13 protein-coding genes are annotated in these 16098 nt (G+C 68.3%); 8 read left to right on the top strand and 5 right to left on the bottom strand.

What is annotated here, in order from left to right:
- Positions 1-12 precede the first annotated feature (12 nt).
- Positions 13-1875, top strand: a complete 1863-nt coding sequence (locus LL972_RS09440; protein WP_228327371.1) for a formylglycine-generating enzyme family protein — start codon at positions 13-15, stop codon at positions 1873-1875.
- 254 nt (positions 1876-2129) lie between these two features.
- Entirely contained in the window at positions 2130-3359 is a 1230-nt protein-coding gene (locus LL972_RS09435; RefSeq protein WP_228327370.1) for a virulence factor, read from the top strand.
- A gap of 25 nt (positions 3360-3384) precedes the next feature.
- On the opposite strand, the gene xseA is transcribed toward LL972_RS09435, so the two are convergent.
- Together xseA and queG are read right to left on the bottom strand one after the other, a co-directional pair.
- Entirely contained in the window at positions 3385-4722 is a 1338-nt protein-coding gene (xseA, locus tag LL972_RS09430) for an exodeoxyribonuclease VII large subunit (RefSeq protein WP_228327369.1), read from the bottom strand.
- Between the two features lie 54 nt (positions 4723-4776).
- Complete coding sequence (queG, locus tag LL972_RS09425; protein WP_228327368.1) at positions 4777-5844, bottom strand: tRNA epoxyqueuosine(34) reductase QueG; 1068 nt, start codon at positions 5842-5844, stop codon at positions 4777-4779.
- A gap of 24 nt (positions 5845-5868) precedes the next feature.
- Between queG and LL972_RS09420 the strand changes: the two genes are divergently transcribed.
- The 6 genes from LL972_RS09420 (at position 5869) to LL972_RS09395 (ending at position 13554) form a co-directional block, all read left to right on the top strand.
- The gene (locus LL972_RS09420) at positions 5869-7356 is read left to right on the top strand and encodes an NAD(P)H-hydrate dehydratase (RefSeq protein WP_228327367.1); all 1488 of its coding nucleotides are present in this window, start codon (positions 5869-5871) and stop codon (positions 7354-7356) included.
- Entirely contained in the window at positions 7353-7853 is a 501-nt protein-coding gene (gene tsaE / locus LL972_RS09415; protein ID WP_228327366.1) for a tRNA (adenosine(37)-N6)-threonylcarbamoyltransferase complex ATPase subunit type 1 TsaE, read from the top strand. The genes LL972_RS09420 and tsaE overlap by 4 nt, the downstream gene beginning before the upstream one ends.
- A 70-nt stretch (positions 7854-7923) precedes the next feature.
- Positions 7924-9633 carry an N-acetylmuramoyl-L-alanine amidase gene (locus tag LL972_RS09410; RefSeq protein ID WP_228327365.1) on the top strand — a complete coding sequence of 570 codons (1710 nt, stop codon included), beginning with the start codon at positions 7924-7926 and terminating at the stop codon, positions 9631-9633.
- 139 nt (positions 9634-9772) lie between these two features.
- A complete protein-coding gene (gene mutL / locus LL972_RS09405) occupies positions 9773-11635 on the top strand; it encodes a DNA mismatch repair endonuclease MutL (RefSeq protein ID WP_228327364.1) in 1863 nt (620 codons plus the stop codon).
- A complete protein-coding gene (locus LL972_RS09400; protein WP_228327363.1) occupies positions 11635-12573 on the top strand; it encodes a DUF1684 domain-containing protein in 939 nt (312 codons plus the stop codon). Before mutL ends, LL972_RS09400 begins: the two co-directional genes overlap by 1 nt.
- 15 nt (positions 12574-12588) lie before the next feature.
- Positions 12589-13554, top strand: a complete 966-nt coding sequence (locus LL972_RS09395; RefSeq protein WP_228327362.1) for a TraB/GumN family protein — start codon at positions 12589-12591, stop codon at positions 13552-13554.
- A 46-nt stretch (positions 13555-13600) separates the two neighbouring features.
- Here LL972_RS09395 and phaR read toward each other — a convergent pair whose 3' ends face one another.
- The 3 genes from phaR to gluQRS form a co-directional block, all read right to left on the bottom strand.
- Positions 13601-14164 carry a polyhydroxyalkanoate synthesis repressor PhaR gene (gene phaR, locus LL972_RS09390; protein WP_228327361.1) on the bottom strand — a complete coding sequence of 188 codons (564 nt, stop codon included), beginning with the start codon at positions 14162-14164 and terminating at the stop codon, positions 13601-13603.
- Between the two features lie 158 nt (positions 14165-14322).
- The gene (locus LL972_RS09385; protein ID WP_126947308.1) at positions 14323-15063 is read right to left on the bottom strand and encodes a beta-ketoacyl-ACP reductase; all 741 of its coding nucleotides are present in this window, start codon (positions 15061-15063) and stop codon (positions 14323-14325) included.
- A gap of 84 nt (positions 15064-15147) precedes the next feature.
- A complete protein-coding gene (gene gluQRS / locus LL972_RS09380; protein ID WP_228327360.1) occupies positions 15148-16047 on the bottom strand; it encodes a tRNA glutamyl-Q(34) synthetase GluQRS in 900 nt (299 codons plus the stop codon).
- Positions 16048-16098: the final 51 nt, after the last annotated feature.

The following is a 16098-nucleotide window of genomic DNA, read 5'->3' as shown; positions in this document are numbered from 1 at the left end:
AAGGAGCAGGTGGTGGGTGAGTGCGGTAACCGGATCGCAGCATGGGCATTGCTCGCGCTAGGCGTGTGCGCCTGTTCGCGGACACCGACGCCAGCGCCTGCCGCTGCGCCGCAACCTGCCGCCGCCGCGCCGTCGAGCCAGCCGAATGTGTCCATCGGTGGCGAAGAATCCGCCGAGACCGTGGCGCAATGGCAGCCACCGCCGGTGGACCTGGGTGACGAGACGCTGGCGCAGGCGCGCAAGCGCGCCGACCAGGCATTGCAGGACGACCGGCTGTATCGCAATGCGGACGACGCGATTCCGCTGTACCTGGCGATCCAGCAGCGCGCCGGCGGCAAGGACGCGGCCAGCCGTCGCGGGCTGGAACAGGCGCGGCGTCGACTGATCGAACGGGGCGAAGCGCTGATCGAGCAGACCGACCGCCAGGACAGTGCACTGGAACAGGCGCGTGAGCTGGCCATCGTGGCGCTGGCGCTCGCTCCGCAGGATCCTAAGGTGCGTACGCTGCAACGCGAGGTGGAAACCGCGCAGCGGGTGCTGAGCTTCAACCGTGCCGGCGAGGAGGATCTGCGCGGCGGCCGCCTGGGCGAGGACGGCAACGGTGCGCTGGTGAACTTTCGCGATGCGGCACAGTTGGATCCGGACAACCCGCGCACGCGCCAGGGGTTGGCTGCGGTGGAAAGCGGCCTGCTGGCGCGCGCCGAACAGGCCGCCGAGGCGAGCGACTTCATCGGCGCACGCTACTGGTTGCAGATGGCCGGGCAGGTGCGCGAGCGCGCACCGACCATTGCCGACGCACGCGCACGCATCGAGCGCATGCGCCGTGCCCAGATCGCCGCCTTGCACGACGCCGGCCTGCACGATCTGACCTCGCCGCGCGGCCTCAAGGCGGCCGGCGAAACACTGGCCGAGGTGCTGCGCATCGCCGATCCTGGCGATGCGGTGGCCGGCGATCTGCGCCGTCGGCTGGAATTGGCCACCCATTACGGCAGCTTCCGCCCCGGGCAGGTGTTCACCGATGGGCTCAAGGTCGGCGGGCGCGGTCCGCAGATGATCGTGGTGCCGCATGGCGCGTTCCAGATGGGCGCAGGCGATGCCGAGCCCGGCGCCTCCGACAACGAGCGGCCGTCGCATTACGTGCGCTTCTCGCGCGGCTTTGCGTTGTCGATCACCGAAGTGACGGTCGCCGAGTTCCGCCAGTTCGTCGAGGCGACCGGCGCCCGCCCGCGCGCCACCCGGCGTGGGCATTCGGTGGTGTACGACGAGCGCAGCGGCAACTTCATCCGCCGCAGCGGGGTGGATTGGCAGTCCGACTACAACGGTGCGCAGGCCGCGCCCAACAGCCCGGTGATGCACGTCAGCATCCGCGATGCCGAAGCCTATGCGAGCTGGCTGTCGGAACAGACCGGCCGCCACTACCACGTGCCCAGCGAGGCCGAGTTCGAATACGCGGTACGCGCCGGCACCACCGGGCGCTATCCCTGGGGCAATGCCGGCTCGCCGCCGCTGGATGCGGGCAACTTCACCGGCGGCAACGATGTCTCGCGCAGCGGCCGGCACTGGAACAATGGCTTCGTTGGCTACGGCGATGGATTCTGGGGCCCGGCACCGGTCGGTAGCTTCCGCGCCAACGCCTGGGGGCTGCACGACATGGGCGGTAACCTGAGCGAGTGGGTGGCCGACTGCTGGCATGCCAGCTACCGCCGCGCGCCGGCCGACGGTGCCGCGTGGTTCAACCCCGGCTGCCGGCAGCGCATGATCCGCGGCGGCAGCTGGGCCAATTCACCGCAGCAGACGCGTGCGGCCTGGCGGCAGTCGCAGGACTCGGACAGCACCAGCGCACGGATCGGCTTCCGCCTGGCGCGCGGCATCTAGAACGCAGGGAAAAGTCGGCGCGCATGCGCGATTCACTGCCGCATTGATATCGATCGCTGATCGCCAGGCTGTCCGTGGGTCATGCCCGCTTCTTGGTGGCGCGTCATTGACGATGACTTGACCGATGTTCCACGTTGATGCGGCCACAAGACGCGAGCGCGCAGGCTTAACCGCAGCGAACACTGCCCGCGATCGTGGCGGAACCGGTCGCCCTGGTCGCGGTCCAAGCGCCAGCGCTTGCGAGGATTGCGGTGATGGGCTGGGGAATCAAACTGTTTCGTTGGGTCGTCGCACTACTGCTGATCGGTGGCAGCGGCTACGCCGTGGCGCGTCATCTGCAGGACGGAAACACCGCCGGGCATTACCGCTCGGTGGAGGTCCTGCGTCCGGAAGGCACGCCGAAAGCCATGGTGGTGCTGTTGCCCGACAGCGGCGATGTGCAAGACGGCCAGCGGCTTGCCGAGATGTTGAGCAACGATGGTGCGCTGGTCGCGGTGGTCGACACCGCCAGCTATCGCGAACGCGTGCGCGCGCATCATGCGGCCTGCAGCTCCCTGGCCGACGATGCCGAACGATTGGGCAAGAAGTTGCTGCGCGCCGAGCATGTGGACGCGTTCCTGCCGCCGGTACTGGTGGGGCAGGGTGATGGCGCGGTGCTGGCACGGCAGGCGCTGGCCTCGGCCGCGCCCGACGTGCTGGGTGGCGCGGTTGTCGCCGATGGCGGCCTGGCCTGCGCACGCGACATGCCCGATGCCAACCAGGGCTTCCTCGACGATCTGGTCGATGCTGCCAGCCCCACGCAGATCGCTGCCGCCACCCGCGGCCATTTCCTCACGGCCCAGGCGCACGGTGTGGGCGATCTGCCGCTGGTCGAACTGCATGCGCCCGGCAGCGACCGCATGGTGGTGATGCTGTCCGGCGACGGCGGCTGGCGCGAACTGGATAAGGGCATTGCCGCGCAATTGCAGCAGGGCGTGTCGGTGGTGGGCTGGAACAGCCTGCGCTACTTCTGGGCCAGCCGCACGCCGCAGCAGGTCGGGGCGGACCTGGATCGGGTGATTGCGACCTATCAGCAGCGTTGGCATATCCACCACGTCGCGCTGGTGGGCTACTCGTTCGGCGCCGATGTGCTGCCGTTTGCCTATCCCGAGCTGTCGCCGCAGCAGCGCGCATCGGTGCAGTTTGTCAGCCTGCTCGGCCTTGCCCATCAAGCCGATTTCAAGGTGCGTGTCGGTGGCTGGCTGGGCTGGCACAACGATGCCGAGCGGGATGTGGAACCGGCGATCCAGTCGCTGGATGCGCATCGCCTGCAATGCATCTACGGCGATCAGGAAAAGGACACGCTGTGCCCGGAGTTGCGCGCGCGTGGCGTGCAGGTGCTGGCGCGTCCGGGCGGGCATCACTTCGACCATGATCCGGTGGTGCTGGCCGGGCTGCTGATGCAGGGCTGGCAGCAGGCGGCGCAGACGCCCGGTCACGGTTAGCGCGCGCGTGATGTCTTGCCTGATGTCAGGCGTCGCCCGGCTCGACCCGCACCGCGATGCTGCCATCGGCCAGCTGCGCACGCAGGCGCTCGCCGGCGCTGACCTCGGCGGCGCTGCGCACCACGCTGCCATCGGCGGGGCGGGTCACGATGGCGTAGCCACGCGCGACGGTGGCGAGCGGGCTGACCGCTTCCAGCGAGCGTGCCAGGCTGCGTAGCCGCAGCTGGTCGTGCTGCAGGCGCCGCTGCATCGCTGCCTGCGGATGCAGTGCACGCAGCCGTTGCTGCAGCGTGGCCAGGTCGCGTTGCGGGTTGTGCGCCTGCAGGCGCGCCTGCGACCGTTGCACACGCGCCTGCAGGCGCTCCAGCGCCTGGGTCAGGCGCGCGCGCAGCTGGCGTCCGGCATCCTGCTGGCGGCGTTGCAGCAGCTGCAGCCGCGCCTGCGGACTGTGGGCACGCAGGCGCAAGGCGAGCCGGTCGGCGCGCTGCATCGCGGTGGCCAGCGCATGCTGCTGCAGCTGGGCCATGCGCGCATGCGCGCGACGCACGCGCGCAACCAGCTCGCGCTGATCGGGCACCAGCAGTTCGGCCGCCACCGACGGCGTGGGTGCACGCACGTCGGCCACGAAATCGCTGAGGCTGAAGTCGGTCTCGTGCCCGACCGCCGACACCACCGGCGTGCGCGCGGTGGCGATCGCGCGGGCCAGGCGTTCCTCGTTGAAGGCCCACAGGTCTTCCAGCGAGCCGCCACCACGGGTGATCAGAATGACGTCGTAGCGCCCGGACGCATCGGCGCGCTGCAGCAACGAGGTGATCTGCGCAGCGGCACTGTCGCCTTGCACCAGCGAGGGCAGCAGGTCCACTTCCAGCAACGGAAAGCGGCGCGCCAGGACGCTGAGCACGTCGCGTACCGCCGCACCGCTGGGTGAGGTGATCACCGCCAGCCGCCGCACATGCGCCGGCAACGGCTGCTTGCGCTCGGCATCGAACAGGCCTTCGGCGGCCAGGCGCGCACGCAGTTTGTCGAAGGCGCGACGCAAGGCGCCTTCGCCGGCCTCTTCCATGTGATCGAGCACCAGCTGGTAGTCGCCGCGCGCCTCGTACAGGGTGAGCCGTCCACGTGCTAGCACGCGCAAGCCTTCTCGCGGCTGGAACTTCAGCCAGGTGCTCTTGGGCTTGAACATCGCGCAACGGATCTGCGCGCGTGCGTCCTTGAGCGTGAAGTACAGATGGCCCGAGGACGGGCGCGTGACGCTGCTCAGCTCTGCTTCCACCCACACCAGAGGGAAGCTGCCTTCCAGCAGGTCGCGCGCGAGCGTGTTGAGCTGGCTGGGGGTGAGGATCTGTTCGTTGCGGTCGGCCATCGCCGCATTATCCCGCAGCGGCGATGCGCATGCGTGAGCGCATCGGGCGGAAACTCACACACCGTGTTGCGCCATCGCCCAACCCACGTGTTCGCGTACCAGTTCCGAGTCGTCGTGGCGGCGCGCCTCCAGCGCCGCCAGCACCTCCGGCGTGCCGGGCGCATTGCCCAGGCCGACGGCGATGTTGCGCAACCACCGCTGATGGCCGCTGCGACGGATCGGGCTGCCTTCGGTGCGGCGCAGGAACTCGTCTTGGTCCCAGGCGAACAGCTGCGGCAGCGTTGCCACATCCAGCTCGTTGCGGGCACGGAAATCGGTTTCGTCGGTGCGCTGGGCGAACTTGTTCCAGGGGCAGACCAGCTGGCAGTCGTCGCAACCGAAGATGCGGTTGCCGATCGGCTTGCGCATCTGCTCGGGAATCGCGCCCTCGTGTTCGATCGTGAGATAGGCGATGCAGCGGCGCGCATCCAGCCGGTACGGGGCGATGATGGCCTGGGTCGGGCAGATGTCGATGCAACGCGTGCAGGTGCCGCAATGCGCGGTGGCCGGGGTGTCGATGGGCAAGGGCAGGTCGAGGTAGATCTCGCCCAGGAAGAACCACGACCCGCCATTGCGATCGATCAGGCAGGTGTGTTTGCCGATCCAGCCCAGGCCCGCGTTGCGCGCCAATGCGCGCTCCAGCACCGGCGCTGAATCGACGAAGACCCGATAGCCGAACGCGCCCACTTCGCCCTGAATGCGCCCGGCCAGTTTCTGCAGCCGGTTGCGCATCAGCTTGTGATAGTCGCGCCCCAGCGCGTAGCGCGCCACGTAGGCGCGGCGGCCGTCGTGCAAGGTGTTCCAAGCCTCAGTGTCGTCCTTGCGGCCGTAGTCCATGCCGACCGACAGCACGCGCAAGGTGCCCGGCACCAGCTCCTGCGGGCGCGAACGCTTGTCGCCGTGCTGGGCCATCCAGTGCATGGTCCCGTACAGGCCTTCTTCCAGCCAGCTGCGCAGATGCGCCTCGTCTTCGCCCAGCTCGATGCCGGTGATGCCGCAGCGTTGGAAGCCCGCCTCGCGCGCGAGCGCACGGATGCGCGCGGCAGCGTCGGTGGGGTCGGGGCGGGCAAGGACGGCAGACATGGCGACAAGTATAGAATTCCCGGCATGTACGCACCGCTCGATCTTTACGACACCGCCGCCGCGCGCAGGCTCGACACGCAGGCCACCACGCTGCTCGGCGGCGACGGCTACATCTTGATGCAGCGCGCCGGGCAGGCCGCCTGGCAGCATCTGCTGGAACGCTGGCCGCAGGCGCGCCGCATCGTGGTGGTCTGCGGCACCGGCAACAACGGGGGCGATGGCTATGTGCTGGCACGCCTGGCGCAGCGGGCCGGGCGCCAGGTGCAGGTGGTGCATCTTCCCGGGCACGGCCCGGCCGCGCCGCTGGCGCAGCGCGCCTGCACCGAGTATCTGGGCGTGGGCGGTGCGATCGAGCTGTTTCCCTCGCCGCTGGCGCAGGCCGATGTGATCGTCGATGCGCTGTTCGGCATCGGCCTCAACCGCGCGCCCGACAGCGAGACCGGCGCGTTGATCGACGCCATCAACGCCGCCGGCGTGCCGGTGTTTGCGCTGGATGTGCCCAGCGGCATCGATGCCGATCACGGCGTGGCCTTCGCTGCCGCGGTGCGCGCGGACGCCACCTTGCAGTTCATCGTGCCGCACGTGGGGCTCTACACCGGCGATGCGCTGGAGCATGCCGGCACGCGCGCAGTCGCGTCGCTGGACGTGCCGGATGCGGCATTCGACGGGCTGACGCCGGCCGCGCACAGCTGGGACATCGACGCCCTGGCCGCGCAGTTGCGCCCGCGGCGACGCAATACGCACAAGGGCGAGTCCGGGCGCGTGCTGTGTGTCGGCGGCAACCTCGGTAGCGGCGGCGCGATCATGCTCACCACCGAAGCGGCTCTGCGCAGCGGGGCAGGGCTGGTGCAGGTCGCCACCCGCGTTGAGCATGTCGCGCCGTTGCTGGCGCGCTGCCCGGAAGCGATGGTGCGTGCGGTGCAGGCTGACGAGGACATCGCCGCGTTGGCTGACGCCGCCGACGTGGTCGCGTTGGGTCCGGGCCTGGGGCAGGACGCCTGGGCGCAGCCGTTGTGGCATGGCGTGTTGGCGTCGGACAGCGCCGTCGTCATTGATGCCGATGGCCTGAACCTGCTGGCCGCCAACCAGGTGCCGACACGCGGCCCGCGCGTGTTGACCCCGCATCCGGGCGAGGCCGGCCGTCTGCTGGGGATGTCGACCAGGCAGATTCAGCAAGATCGGCTGGCTGCCGCAGATGCGTTGGCCAAACGTTTCGATGCAGTGGTGGTGCTCAAGGGCGCTGGCAGCGTGATTGCCGCGCCGCACGCAGTGCCGCGCATCATCGACGCCGGCAATCCGGGCATGGCGGTCGGCGGCATGGGCGATCTGTTGACGGGCGTGATCGCAGCCTTGCTGGCCCAGGGCTGGTCGCCGTTCGATGCCGCCAGCCTGGGCGCCTTGCTGCATGCCTGCGCCGGCGATGCGGCTGCGCAGGCGGGCGAGCGCGGCCTGCTGCCGACCGATCTGCTGCCCGAACTGCGCCGCCTCGCCAATGCTGGAGCCAATGCATGAGCCAGCTCAGCGCACAGCTGGTCGATGCGCAGGCCACCGAAACCCTGGGGCAGGCCCTGGCCGCGGTACGGCCCACCCGCGCGATGGTGCAACTGCACGGCGATCTCGGCGCAGGCAAGTCCACACTGGCGCGTGCGCTGCTGCGCGCACTTGGCGTCACCGGCCCGATTCGCAGCCCCACCTACACCCTGGTCGAGCGTTATCCGCTCAGCACCGGCGACGAGGCCTGGCACCTGGACCTGTACCGCATCGGGCAGGCCGGGGAACTGGATTTTCTCGGGCTCGACGAGGGCAGCGCGAGCCTGTGGCTGGTCGAATGGCCCGAGCGCGGCGCGGGCGCGCTGCCGCCGGTGGATCTGGACGTGGAACTGGCGGTCGATGGCGAGGGTCGCAGCGTCACGCTGCTGGGCCGCAGCGAAACCGGGCGCCACTGGCTGGCGCGACTGTCAGACCTGCCTCAGTTGCAGTCCTCTTTTGTCAGCTCACAGGAAGAATGAACGCCAGGTTGTGGATTATTAAGGGAAATCACCTTGCAATTCACACGCTTGGGTGATTGAATCCAGCGCCATGACACCGGGGTTCCGCCAGTTCTGTGTTTCCGCCCTGACCGCCAGCCTCAGCCTGGCGGTTTTTGCTGCGTGGGCCGGCGAGATCAAAGGGGTCGGCGTCAGCATTGGTGCCACCGGCACGCGTGCCGAGATCCAGCTGGCCGGTAGCGGCGGATTCAAGACGCTGTCGCTGGCCAACCCCAATCGCCTGGTGGTGGATTTTCCCGATTCCTCCGGCGTGCGTGGCCTCAAGTTGCCGCCTGCCACCGGTCTGGTGACCTCGGTGCGGACCGGTCAACCGGTGCCGGGCACCTTCCGGGTGGTCTTCGAGCTGGCGACGCCGGTCACGCCGTTGAAGCCGCAGATGCAGACGCTGGGTAGTGCATCGACGTTGGTGATCGAGTGGCCGGGCGATTCGCCGGTCTCCGCCGCCACGGTGGCCGCCAACGCGACAACACCTGCGGCGATGCCTCCGCCGCGCCCGGCCAATGCACAGTCCGAAGCGGCCCGCGCAACCGCTGCGTTGGCGGCTTCTGCGCAGCGTGCGTCGGTGGTGCCGCCTGCTCCGGCGCCCGCACCGTATGTCCCTGCCTCGGCCATGCCCAGCGTGACCCCGGCGCCGGTACCGACGACGGTGGCCACTGGCGTGCCGACACCGCGTCCAGGCACGGCCGCGGCCGCGGTAACCGCCAGCACGTCCGCGCCAGCCGGCACTGCCGGCAACTCCTCCAATCGCACCGTCGCCACCGCCGGTACGTCGCCAGCACCGGCGATGACAGGCAACGCCGCATCGCCGGCCGCCATCTTGAATGGCGGCAATGCGCCGATGGGCGCCGCCTCCGGCAATGCCATGACCGCCACACCGAATGCGACAACCGGCAGCGTCGCCACGGCGGATAGCGACGACCTGCCGCCGCGTCCGGTGCTGCCCAGCGAGGCTTCGCGGATCAAGATGGCACCAGGCATGCGGCCGCTGATCGTCGCGATCGATCCCGGACACGGCGGCCAGGATCCCGGCGCCATGGGCCCCACCGGCAAGCGCGAAAAGGACGTCACCCTGGCAGTTGGTCGTGAACTGGCGCGCCAGATCAATGCCACTCCCGGCATGAAGGCGTACCTGACGCGCGATACCGACGTGTTCATTCCGCTGCCGATGCGCGCGCAGAAGGCACGCGCCGCCAAGGCCGACATCTTCATCTCCATCCACGCCGACGCTGCCGAGAATCGCAGCGCCACCGGCTCGTCCGTCTACGTGCTGTCGACCAAGGGGGCTTCCTCGCAGCGCGCGCGCTGGCTGGCCGATAAGGAAAATGCCGCCGACCTGGTCGGCGGCGTGCGTCTGCAGCAGACCGAAAGTACGCTGGCCAATGTGCTGCTGGATCTGGCGCAGAGCGGCCACATGAAGGCCTCCGAGGATGCGGCAGGGCACGTGCTCGGCGGCCTCAAGCGGATCGGCAACAACCACAAGCCGCAGCTGGAACGCGCCAACTTCGCGGTGCTGCGCACCTCCGACATGCCGGCAATGCTGGTGGAGACCGCCTTCATTTCCAATCCGGACGAAGAGCGCCGGCTGATCGACCCCGCCTACCAGCGAAAGATCGCCTCGGCCGTGCTGGATGGCATCGATACCTTCTTCACCCGCCAGCCGCCACCGGGCACCCTGTTCGCAGCGCGGGCGCAGGCCGAAGCCGATGCCGGTGTCGGCACCGTGGCCGGCGGCAGCCGCTGAGCCGCTCGGCTATCATTCCGCACTGATTCCTTTGGATGACGGCGCCTGCGCGCCGCCGGATTGCCGTGTCGACGTCTGCCTTGCCTGTTACACCCTCGATGCGCTTGGACATCTGCGTCCAGCGCGAGCGCCTGCGCTGATGGCGATCCGTCAGCTCCCCGAGATTCTGATCAACCAGATTGCCGCCGGCGAAGTCGTCGAGCGGCCTGCGTCCGTGGTCAAGGAACTGGTCGAAAACGCACTCGATGCCGGCGCCACCCGCGTGGATATCGAACTGGAAGAGGGCGGCGTGCGGCTGATCCGTATCCGCGACAACGGTGGCGGCATCGCCCCCGACGAACTGCCGCTGGCGGTGTCGCGGCATGCCACCAGCAAGATCGCATCGCTGGACGACCTGGAGACCGTGGCCACGCTCGGATTCCGCGGCGAAGCCCTGCCGTCGATCGCCTCGGTCAGCCGTTTCACGCTGATCTCGCGCCGCCACGATGCCGAACACGGCTCCGCACTGGAGATCGATGGCGGGCGCCTGAGCGAGGTGGTGCCACGTGCACACGCGCCGGGCACCACGGTCGAAGTGCGCGAGCTGTTCTTCAACGTGCCGGCGCGGCGCAAGTTCCTGCGTGCCGAGCGCACCGAGCTGGGGCATATCGAAGAATGGCTGCGCTCGCTGGCGTTGGCGCGCCCGGATGTGGAATTGCGGGTTTCGCACAACGGCAAACCCTCGCGTCGCTACAAGCCTGGCGATCTGTATTCGGATGCGCGTCTGGGCGAGACCCTGGGCGAGGATTTCGCGCGACAGGCCTTGCGCGTCGATCACAGTGGCGCAGGTCTGCGTCTGCACGGCTGGGTCGCCCAACCGCATTACTCGCGCGCCAGTACCGACCAGCAGTATCTCTACGTCAATGGCCGCTCGGTGCGCGATCGCAGCGTCGCGCACGCGGTCAAGATGGCCTATGGCGATGTGCTGTTCCATGGCCGTCAGCCGGCCTACGTGCTGTTCCTGGAACTGGATCCGGCGCGCGTGGACGTCAACGTGCATCCGGCCAAGCACGAGGTGCGTTTCCGTGAGGCGCGGCTGATCCACGACTTCGTCTACCGCACCTTGCAGGACGCGCTGGCGCATACGCGCGCCGGCGCGATGCCCAACAGCATCGGCACGGATGGCGCCAGCGACACGGTTGCGGCGCCGGGCGGCATGCTCGACCGACCAAACTACGGTGGCGGAAGCAGCAGTGGCGGCGGTGCCGGCTACGGTCAGTGGACCCCATCGCAGACTCCGCTGGGCCTGCGCGTGGACGAGGCGCGTGCGGCCTACAGCGCGCTGTATGCGCCGCCGTCCAGTGGCGCGCAGCAGCAGTCTGCCGCCTTGCCGGAGGGCGCCGGGATGGGCTTGCCGGCGACTGCCGCAGACAGTGGCGTGCCGCCGCTGGGATATGCCGTCGCGCAGTTGCACGGCATCTACATCCTGGCCGAGAACGCCGAAGGCCTGATCGTGGTGGACATGCACGCCGCGCACGAACGTATCGGCTACGAGCGGCTCAAGAACGCGCACGATAGCATCGGCCTGCACGCACAACCGCTGCTGGTGCCGATGACGCTGGCGGTGGGCGAGCGCGAGGCCGACACCGCCGAGCGCGAAGCCGATACGCTGGCCAGCCTGGGCTTCGAGATCACCCGCGCCGGCCCGCAATCGCTGCATGTGCGCAGCATTCCCGCATTGCTTGCCAACGCCGACCCCGAGGCGCTGTTGCGCGATGTGCTCGGCGATCTGCGCGAGCATGGCCAGAGCCGGCGCATTGCCAGTGCGCGCGACGAACTGCTCTCCACCATGGCGTGCCACGGCGCGGTGCGCGCGAACCGGCGCCTGACCGTGCCGGAAATGAACGCACTGCTGCGCGATATGGAAATCACCGAGCGCTCGGGCCAATGCAACCATGGCCGGCCGACCTGGGCACGGTTTACGCTGGGCGAAATCGATCGTTGGTTCCTGAGGGGGCGCTGATGGCTGCATTGCATACGGGGAACCACTGGCTGCTCGGCATGCTGGTGTGTGCAGCGCTGGCCGGCTGCGGCAAGGATGCACCGCCACCGGCAGCACCGGCCGCACTCGACAAGGCCTTTCTGGCCGACAACGCCGCATGGCGCGAAGCGCGCTTGACCGAGTTGCGCGCGCCCGATGGCTGGACCAGCCTGGTCGGCCTGCACTGGCTGTCGCTGAAGGCGCATTACATCGGCAGCAGCGCCGACAGCGGCATCAGGCTGGCGGTCGGGCCACCCAAGATGGGCATGGTCGCGACCGAGGCCGACACGGTCTGGTTCGTGCCCGAGCGCGGCGCAGCATTGACCGTCGACGGCAAGCCGCTGGGCGGCAGGATCCGCTTCCAGTCCGATCGCGACCCGCAGCCGACTTTCATCCATTTCGATGATGGCAAGGGCGTGTTGAGCCTGATCCATCGCGGCGACCGCAACGCGCTGCGGGTCAAGCATGCCGACGCGCCGTCGCGCAGCCACTTCGCCGGGCTGGAGTACTGGCCGGCCGATCCGTCCTGGCGCATCAGCGCGCGCTATGTGCCCAACGATGTCGGCAAGACCATTCCGATCGTGGACATCGTCGGCATCAGCAGCGAGCAGCCCAACGCCGGGGCAATCACCTTCGAGCGCGATGGCAAGGCGTATCGGCTGGAGACCATCGGCGAACCCGGGCGGCCGATGTTCGTGGTGTTCGCCGATCGCACCAGTGGGCACGGCAGCTATCCGGCCGGGCGCTTTCTCGACCTGGACGTGCCCGACGCCTCCGGGCATGTGGTCGTCGATTTCAATCGTGCCTACAACCCGCCGTGCGCGTTCACTCCGTTTGCGACCTGTCCGCTGCCGCCGCCGGAAAACCGCATCGACCTGGCGGTGTCGGCGGGCGAGAAAACCTACAAGGTGCCGCACTGACGTGGAGACAGCGACATGGTAGAGGCAAGCATGCGTACACGGCTGGCAGCCTGGTGCGGCGGTGCGCTGATCGCTCTGGCGCTATGGAGCGGGGCAGTCGCGCCGGCGTGGGCACGCGCCGGCAACGACGCGCCGGCCGGTCCGCCGGTGCCGTTGTTGTGGAAGGTCGATGGCAAGGGCGGCACGCTGTATCTGCTGGGTTCGTTCCATGTGCTCAAGCCCAGCGATTACCCCTTGTCGCCGGATGTGATGCAGGCCTTCGCCAAGGCCGACCGCCTGGTGTTCGAACTGCCGCCGGCCGATGCGCAGTCGCCCGAGCTGGCCGGCCGCATGCTGCAGGCGGCGCGGCGCAGCGACGGCCGTCGCTTGCAGGACGTGCTGGATCCGAAGACCTGGAAGGTGCTGACCAGCTACGCTCGCAAGCACGGGATGCCAGTAGACAGTTTGCAGACGCTCGAACCCTGGTTCGTGGCGCTGACGATCAGCCTGGCGGAGATGAGCCGGCAGGGGATGGACCCGAATGCCGGTCTGGACCATTACCTGATGGCACAGGCGCAGGCGAGCGGCAAACCGGCCGATGGCCTGGAGCGTGCAGAAGAGCAGATCGCCTTGCTCGACGGCATGTCGCCGACCGAGCAGCATCAGCTGCTGGAAGAGTCGCTGGACGACGCCGGCACCACCGATCAGCTGCGCCAGTTGCATGCAGCCTGGCGCAATGGCGATGTGCGCACCCTGTCCACGCAGATGGCCGAGCAGATGCGGCAGCACTACCCGGCGCTGTACCAGGACATCAATGTCGAGCGCAATGCGCGCTGGGTGCCGCGGCTGGAGCAGCGGCTCGGCAAAGGGAGCGGGACCACGCTGGTGGTGGTCGGTGCGCTGCATCTGCTGGGAAGCGAGGGCGTGGTGGAGCGCCTGCGGGCGCGTGGTTACCACGTGGAGCGGATCTGCTCGGCCTGCGCGGAGCAGGCCGGCCGCTGATCGGTTGCGCCCTGGAGCGTTTCACGCTCCAGGCGTCGCGCTTGCGTTACCCGCGGTTGCGGGCCTTGCCGGCGGTGCCGGCAGTGCCGTGCGTGCCAGTGCCCATCGGGCCGCTGCCCATGCCGCTGGCACCCGGCGGCGTCGGCGGTGTGCCAGGGCCGCCCGGACGACCAAAGCCGGCACCGAAGTTGCGCTGGAACTCCTGCCACAACTCCAGGTTGCGCTCGGTCAACTGGTTCATCATCGCCCACGGGGTCTGCCCAAGCAGGTTGCCCATCTGCTGGCGGAACTGCTGCTGCTGATCCAGGAACACCTGCATGCTGCGCTCCAGGTAATTGCCCATGAAGCCCTGCAGCGAGTCGCCGTAGAAACGGATGATCTGGCTCAGCAACTGGGTCGACAGCATCGGCTCGCCGTCCTGTTCGCGGTCGGCAATGATCTGCAGCAGGACGGCGCGACTGAGGTCTTCGCCGCTCTTGGCGTCGCGTACTTCGAATTCTTCGCCGTCGATGATGAGCTGACGCACATCCTCGATGGTGATGTAGCTGGAAATTTCCGTGTCGTAGAGACGGCGATTGGGATACTTCTTGATGATGCGAAGTCCGGCCATGGAACGTTCACTCACAACGATAGTGCGCGCAGGATGGCGCACCGCAGCAGCCCTTGCAACCGCCACAAGGCCTTATTTTCTTAAGTAGACACCTGAAAAATGCTGCGCAGCATGATTTTCAAGGGTTTTTATGCTGCATCGCAAAGTTGCAGCAAACGTTACCAGCCCATGTGGTGGCCGCCGTTGATATCCAGATTGGAGCCGGTGATCCAGGCGGCCTCTTCCGCGACCAGGAATGCCACCGCATAGGCGATTTCTTCCGGGCGGCCCAAACGGCCGGTGGGGATGTCGGCGACGATCTTGGCGCGCACCTCTTCCGGGACCGCCATCACCATGTCGGTGGCCACATAGCCCGGCGACACGGTATTGACGGTCACCCCGAACGCGGCATTTTCGCGCGCCAGCGAGATGGTGAAGCCGTGCATGCCGGCCTTGGCGGCCGCGTAGTTGGCCTGCCCGTACTGGCCCTTCAGGCCATTGATCGAACTGATCTGGATCACCCGTCCCCAGCCGCGCTGGCGCATGCCTTCGATCACCGGGCGAGTGACATTGAAGACCGAGTTGAGGTTGGTGTTGATGACGTCATGCCATTGTTCGGCGGTCATGCGATGGAAGGTGGTGTCGCGGGTGATGCCGGCGTTGTTGACCAGAATTTCGATCGGCCCCAGCGCTGCCTGGACTTCTTCGACCAGGGCGCGCGCATGCTCGGATGACGCCACGTCGCCACGAAACAGGGCGATGTCGTAGCCCTGGGTCTGCATGCGCTGCTGCCAGGCCTGGGCCTTTTCGGCATTGCGGAAGTTGCTGGCCACCCGGTGGCCCTGGTCGGCCAGGCGCTTGCAGATGGCGGTGCCGATACCGCCGGTGCCGCCGGTGACCAATACGACGCGAGATGTCATGACGACTCCAATGGACAGGATAAGACGGTGGCGGTCAGGGCACAGGCGCGCTGCCTGGCCCGACGCCGGTGCTGGGGCGCAATTCTAGTCACGCTGGGGCTGTGATGCGCGTCCGTTCGCGTCCAGATGCAGGTGCCGGGGCAACCGCTGTGGCAAAAAATGCTGCACCGCATGCTGCAGCACGGTGTCCAGCGCGGCATGGCGCGGCAATGCCGCCGGATCCTGTCCCAGGACGGCCCAGGCGGCGTGCAGCGCCGGTTGCGGATCCGCATCGTCCAGCGCGGGTGCGGCGTGTGACTTGGACAGCTTGCGGCCGGCGTGATCCAGGATCAGCGGCAGGTGCAGATAGCGCGGTTGCGGCAGGCCCAGCGCGCGCTGCAGCAGCAACTGGCGCGGAGTGGAGTCCAGCAGGTCGGCGCCGCGCACGACATCGGTGATGGCCTGCGCGGCATCGTCGATCACCACCGCCAGCTGGTACGCCCAGTAGCCATCGGCGCGGCGCAGCACCACGTCGCCGACTTCGGCATGCACGTCCTGCACCACGTGGCCCTGCAGCGCGTCGTCGAAGCCGACCGGTGGCTGTGGCGGCACCCGCAGGCGTATCGCGCGGCGGGCGCCCAGCGGCGCCACGCAGGCATGGTGGATGCCGCCCATGCCGGCAACATCGGCGCGGCTGCAGCTGCATTCGAAGGCCAGTCCCGCCTCCAGCAAGGTGGTGACTGCGGCGTCGTATTGCGCGTGGCGGTCGGATTGATACAGCACCGGCAGGTCCGGGCGCAGGCCGAAGGCGGCCAGGGTGCGCAGCTGACGTTCGGAGGCGCCGGGCTCGGCACGCGGTGGATCGATGTCTTCGATGCGTATGCACCACTGACCACCGGCATGCCGCGCGAGCAGCCAGCTGCCGAACGCCGCCAGCAGGGAGCCGAAATGCAGCGGGCCGGTCGGGGAGGGCGCGAAGCGGCCGCGGTAGAGAATGGCGGGCATGGTCGGCTGAATCGTCGGTCAGGTGATCGCTTGATTTCAAGGGCTGATGAC

The organism is Xanthomonas campestris pv. asclepiadis (assembly GCF_020784175.1).
In the GTDB taxonomy this organism is placed as follows: domain Bacteria; phylum Pseudomonadota; class Gammaproteobacteria; order Xanthomonadales; family Xanthomonadaceae; genus Xanthomonas; species Xanthomonas campestris_D.
The sequence above is the reverse complement of the archived record's forward strand: the minus strand, read 5'-3'. Positions and strand labels throughout refer to the sequence as shown.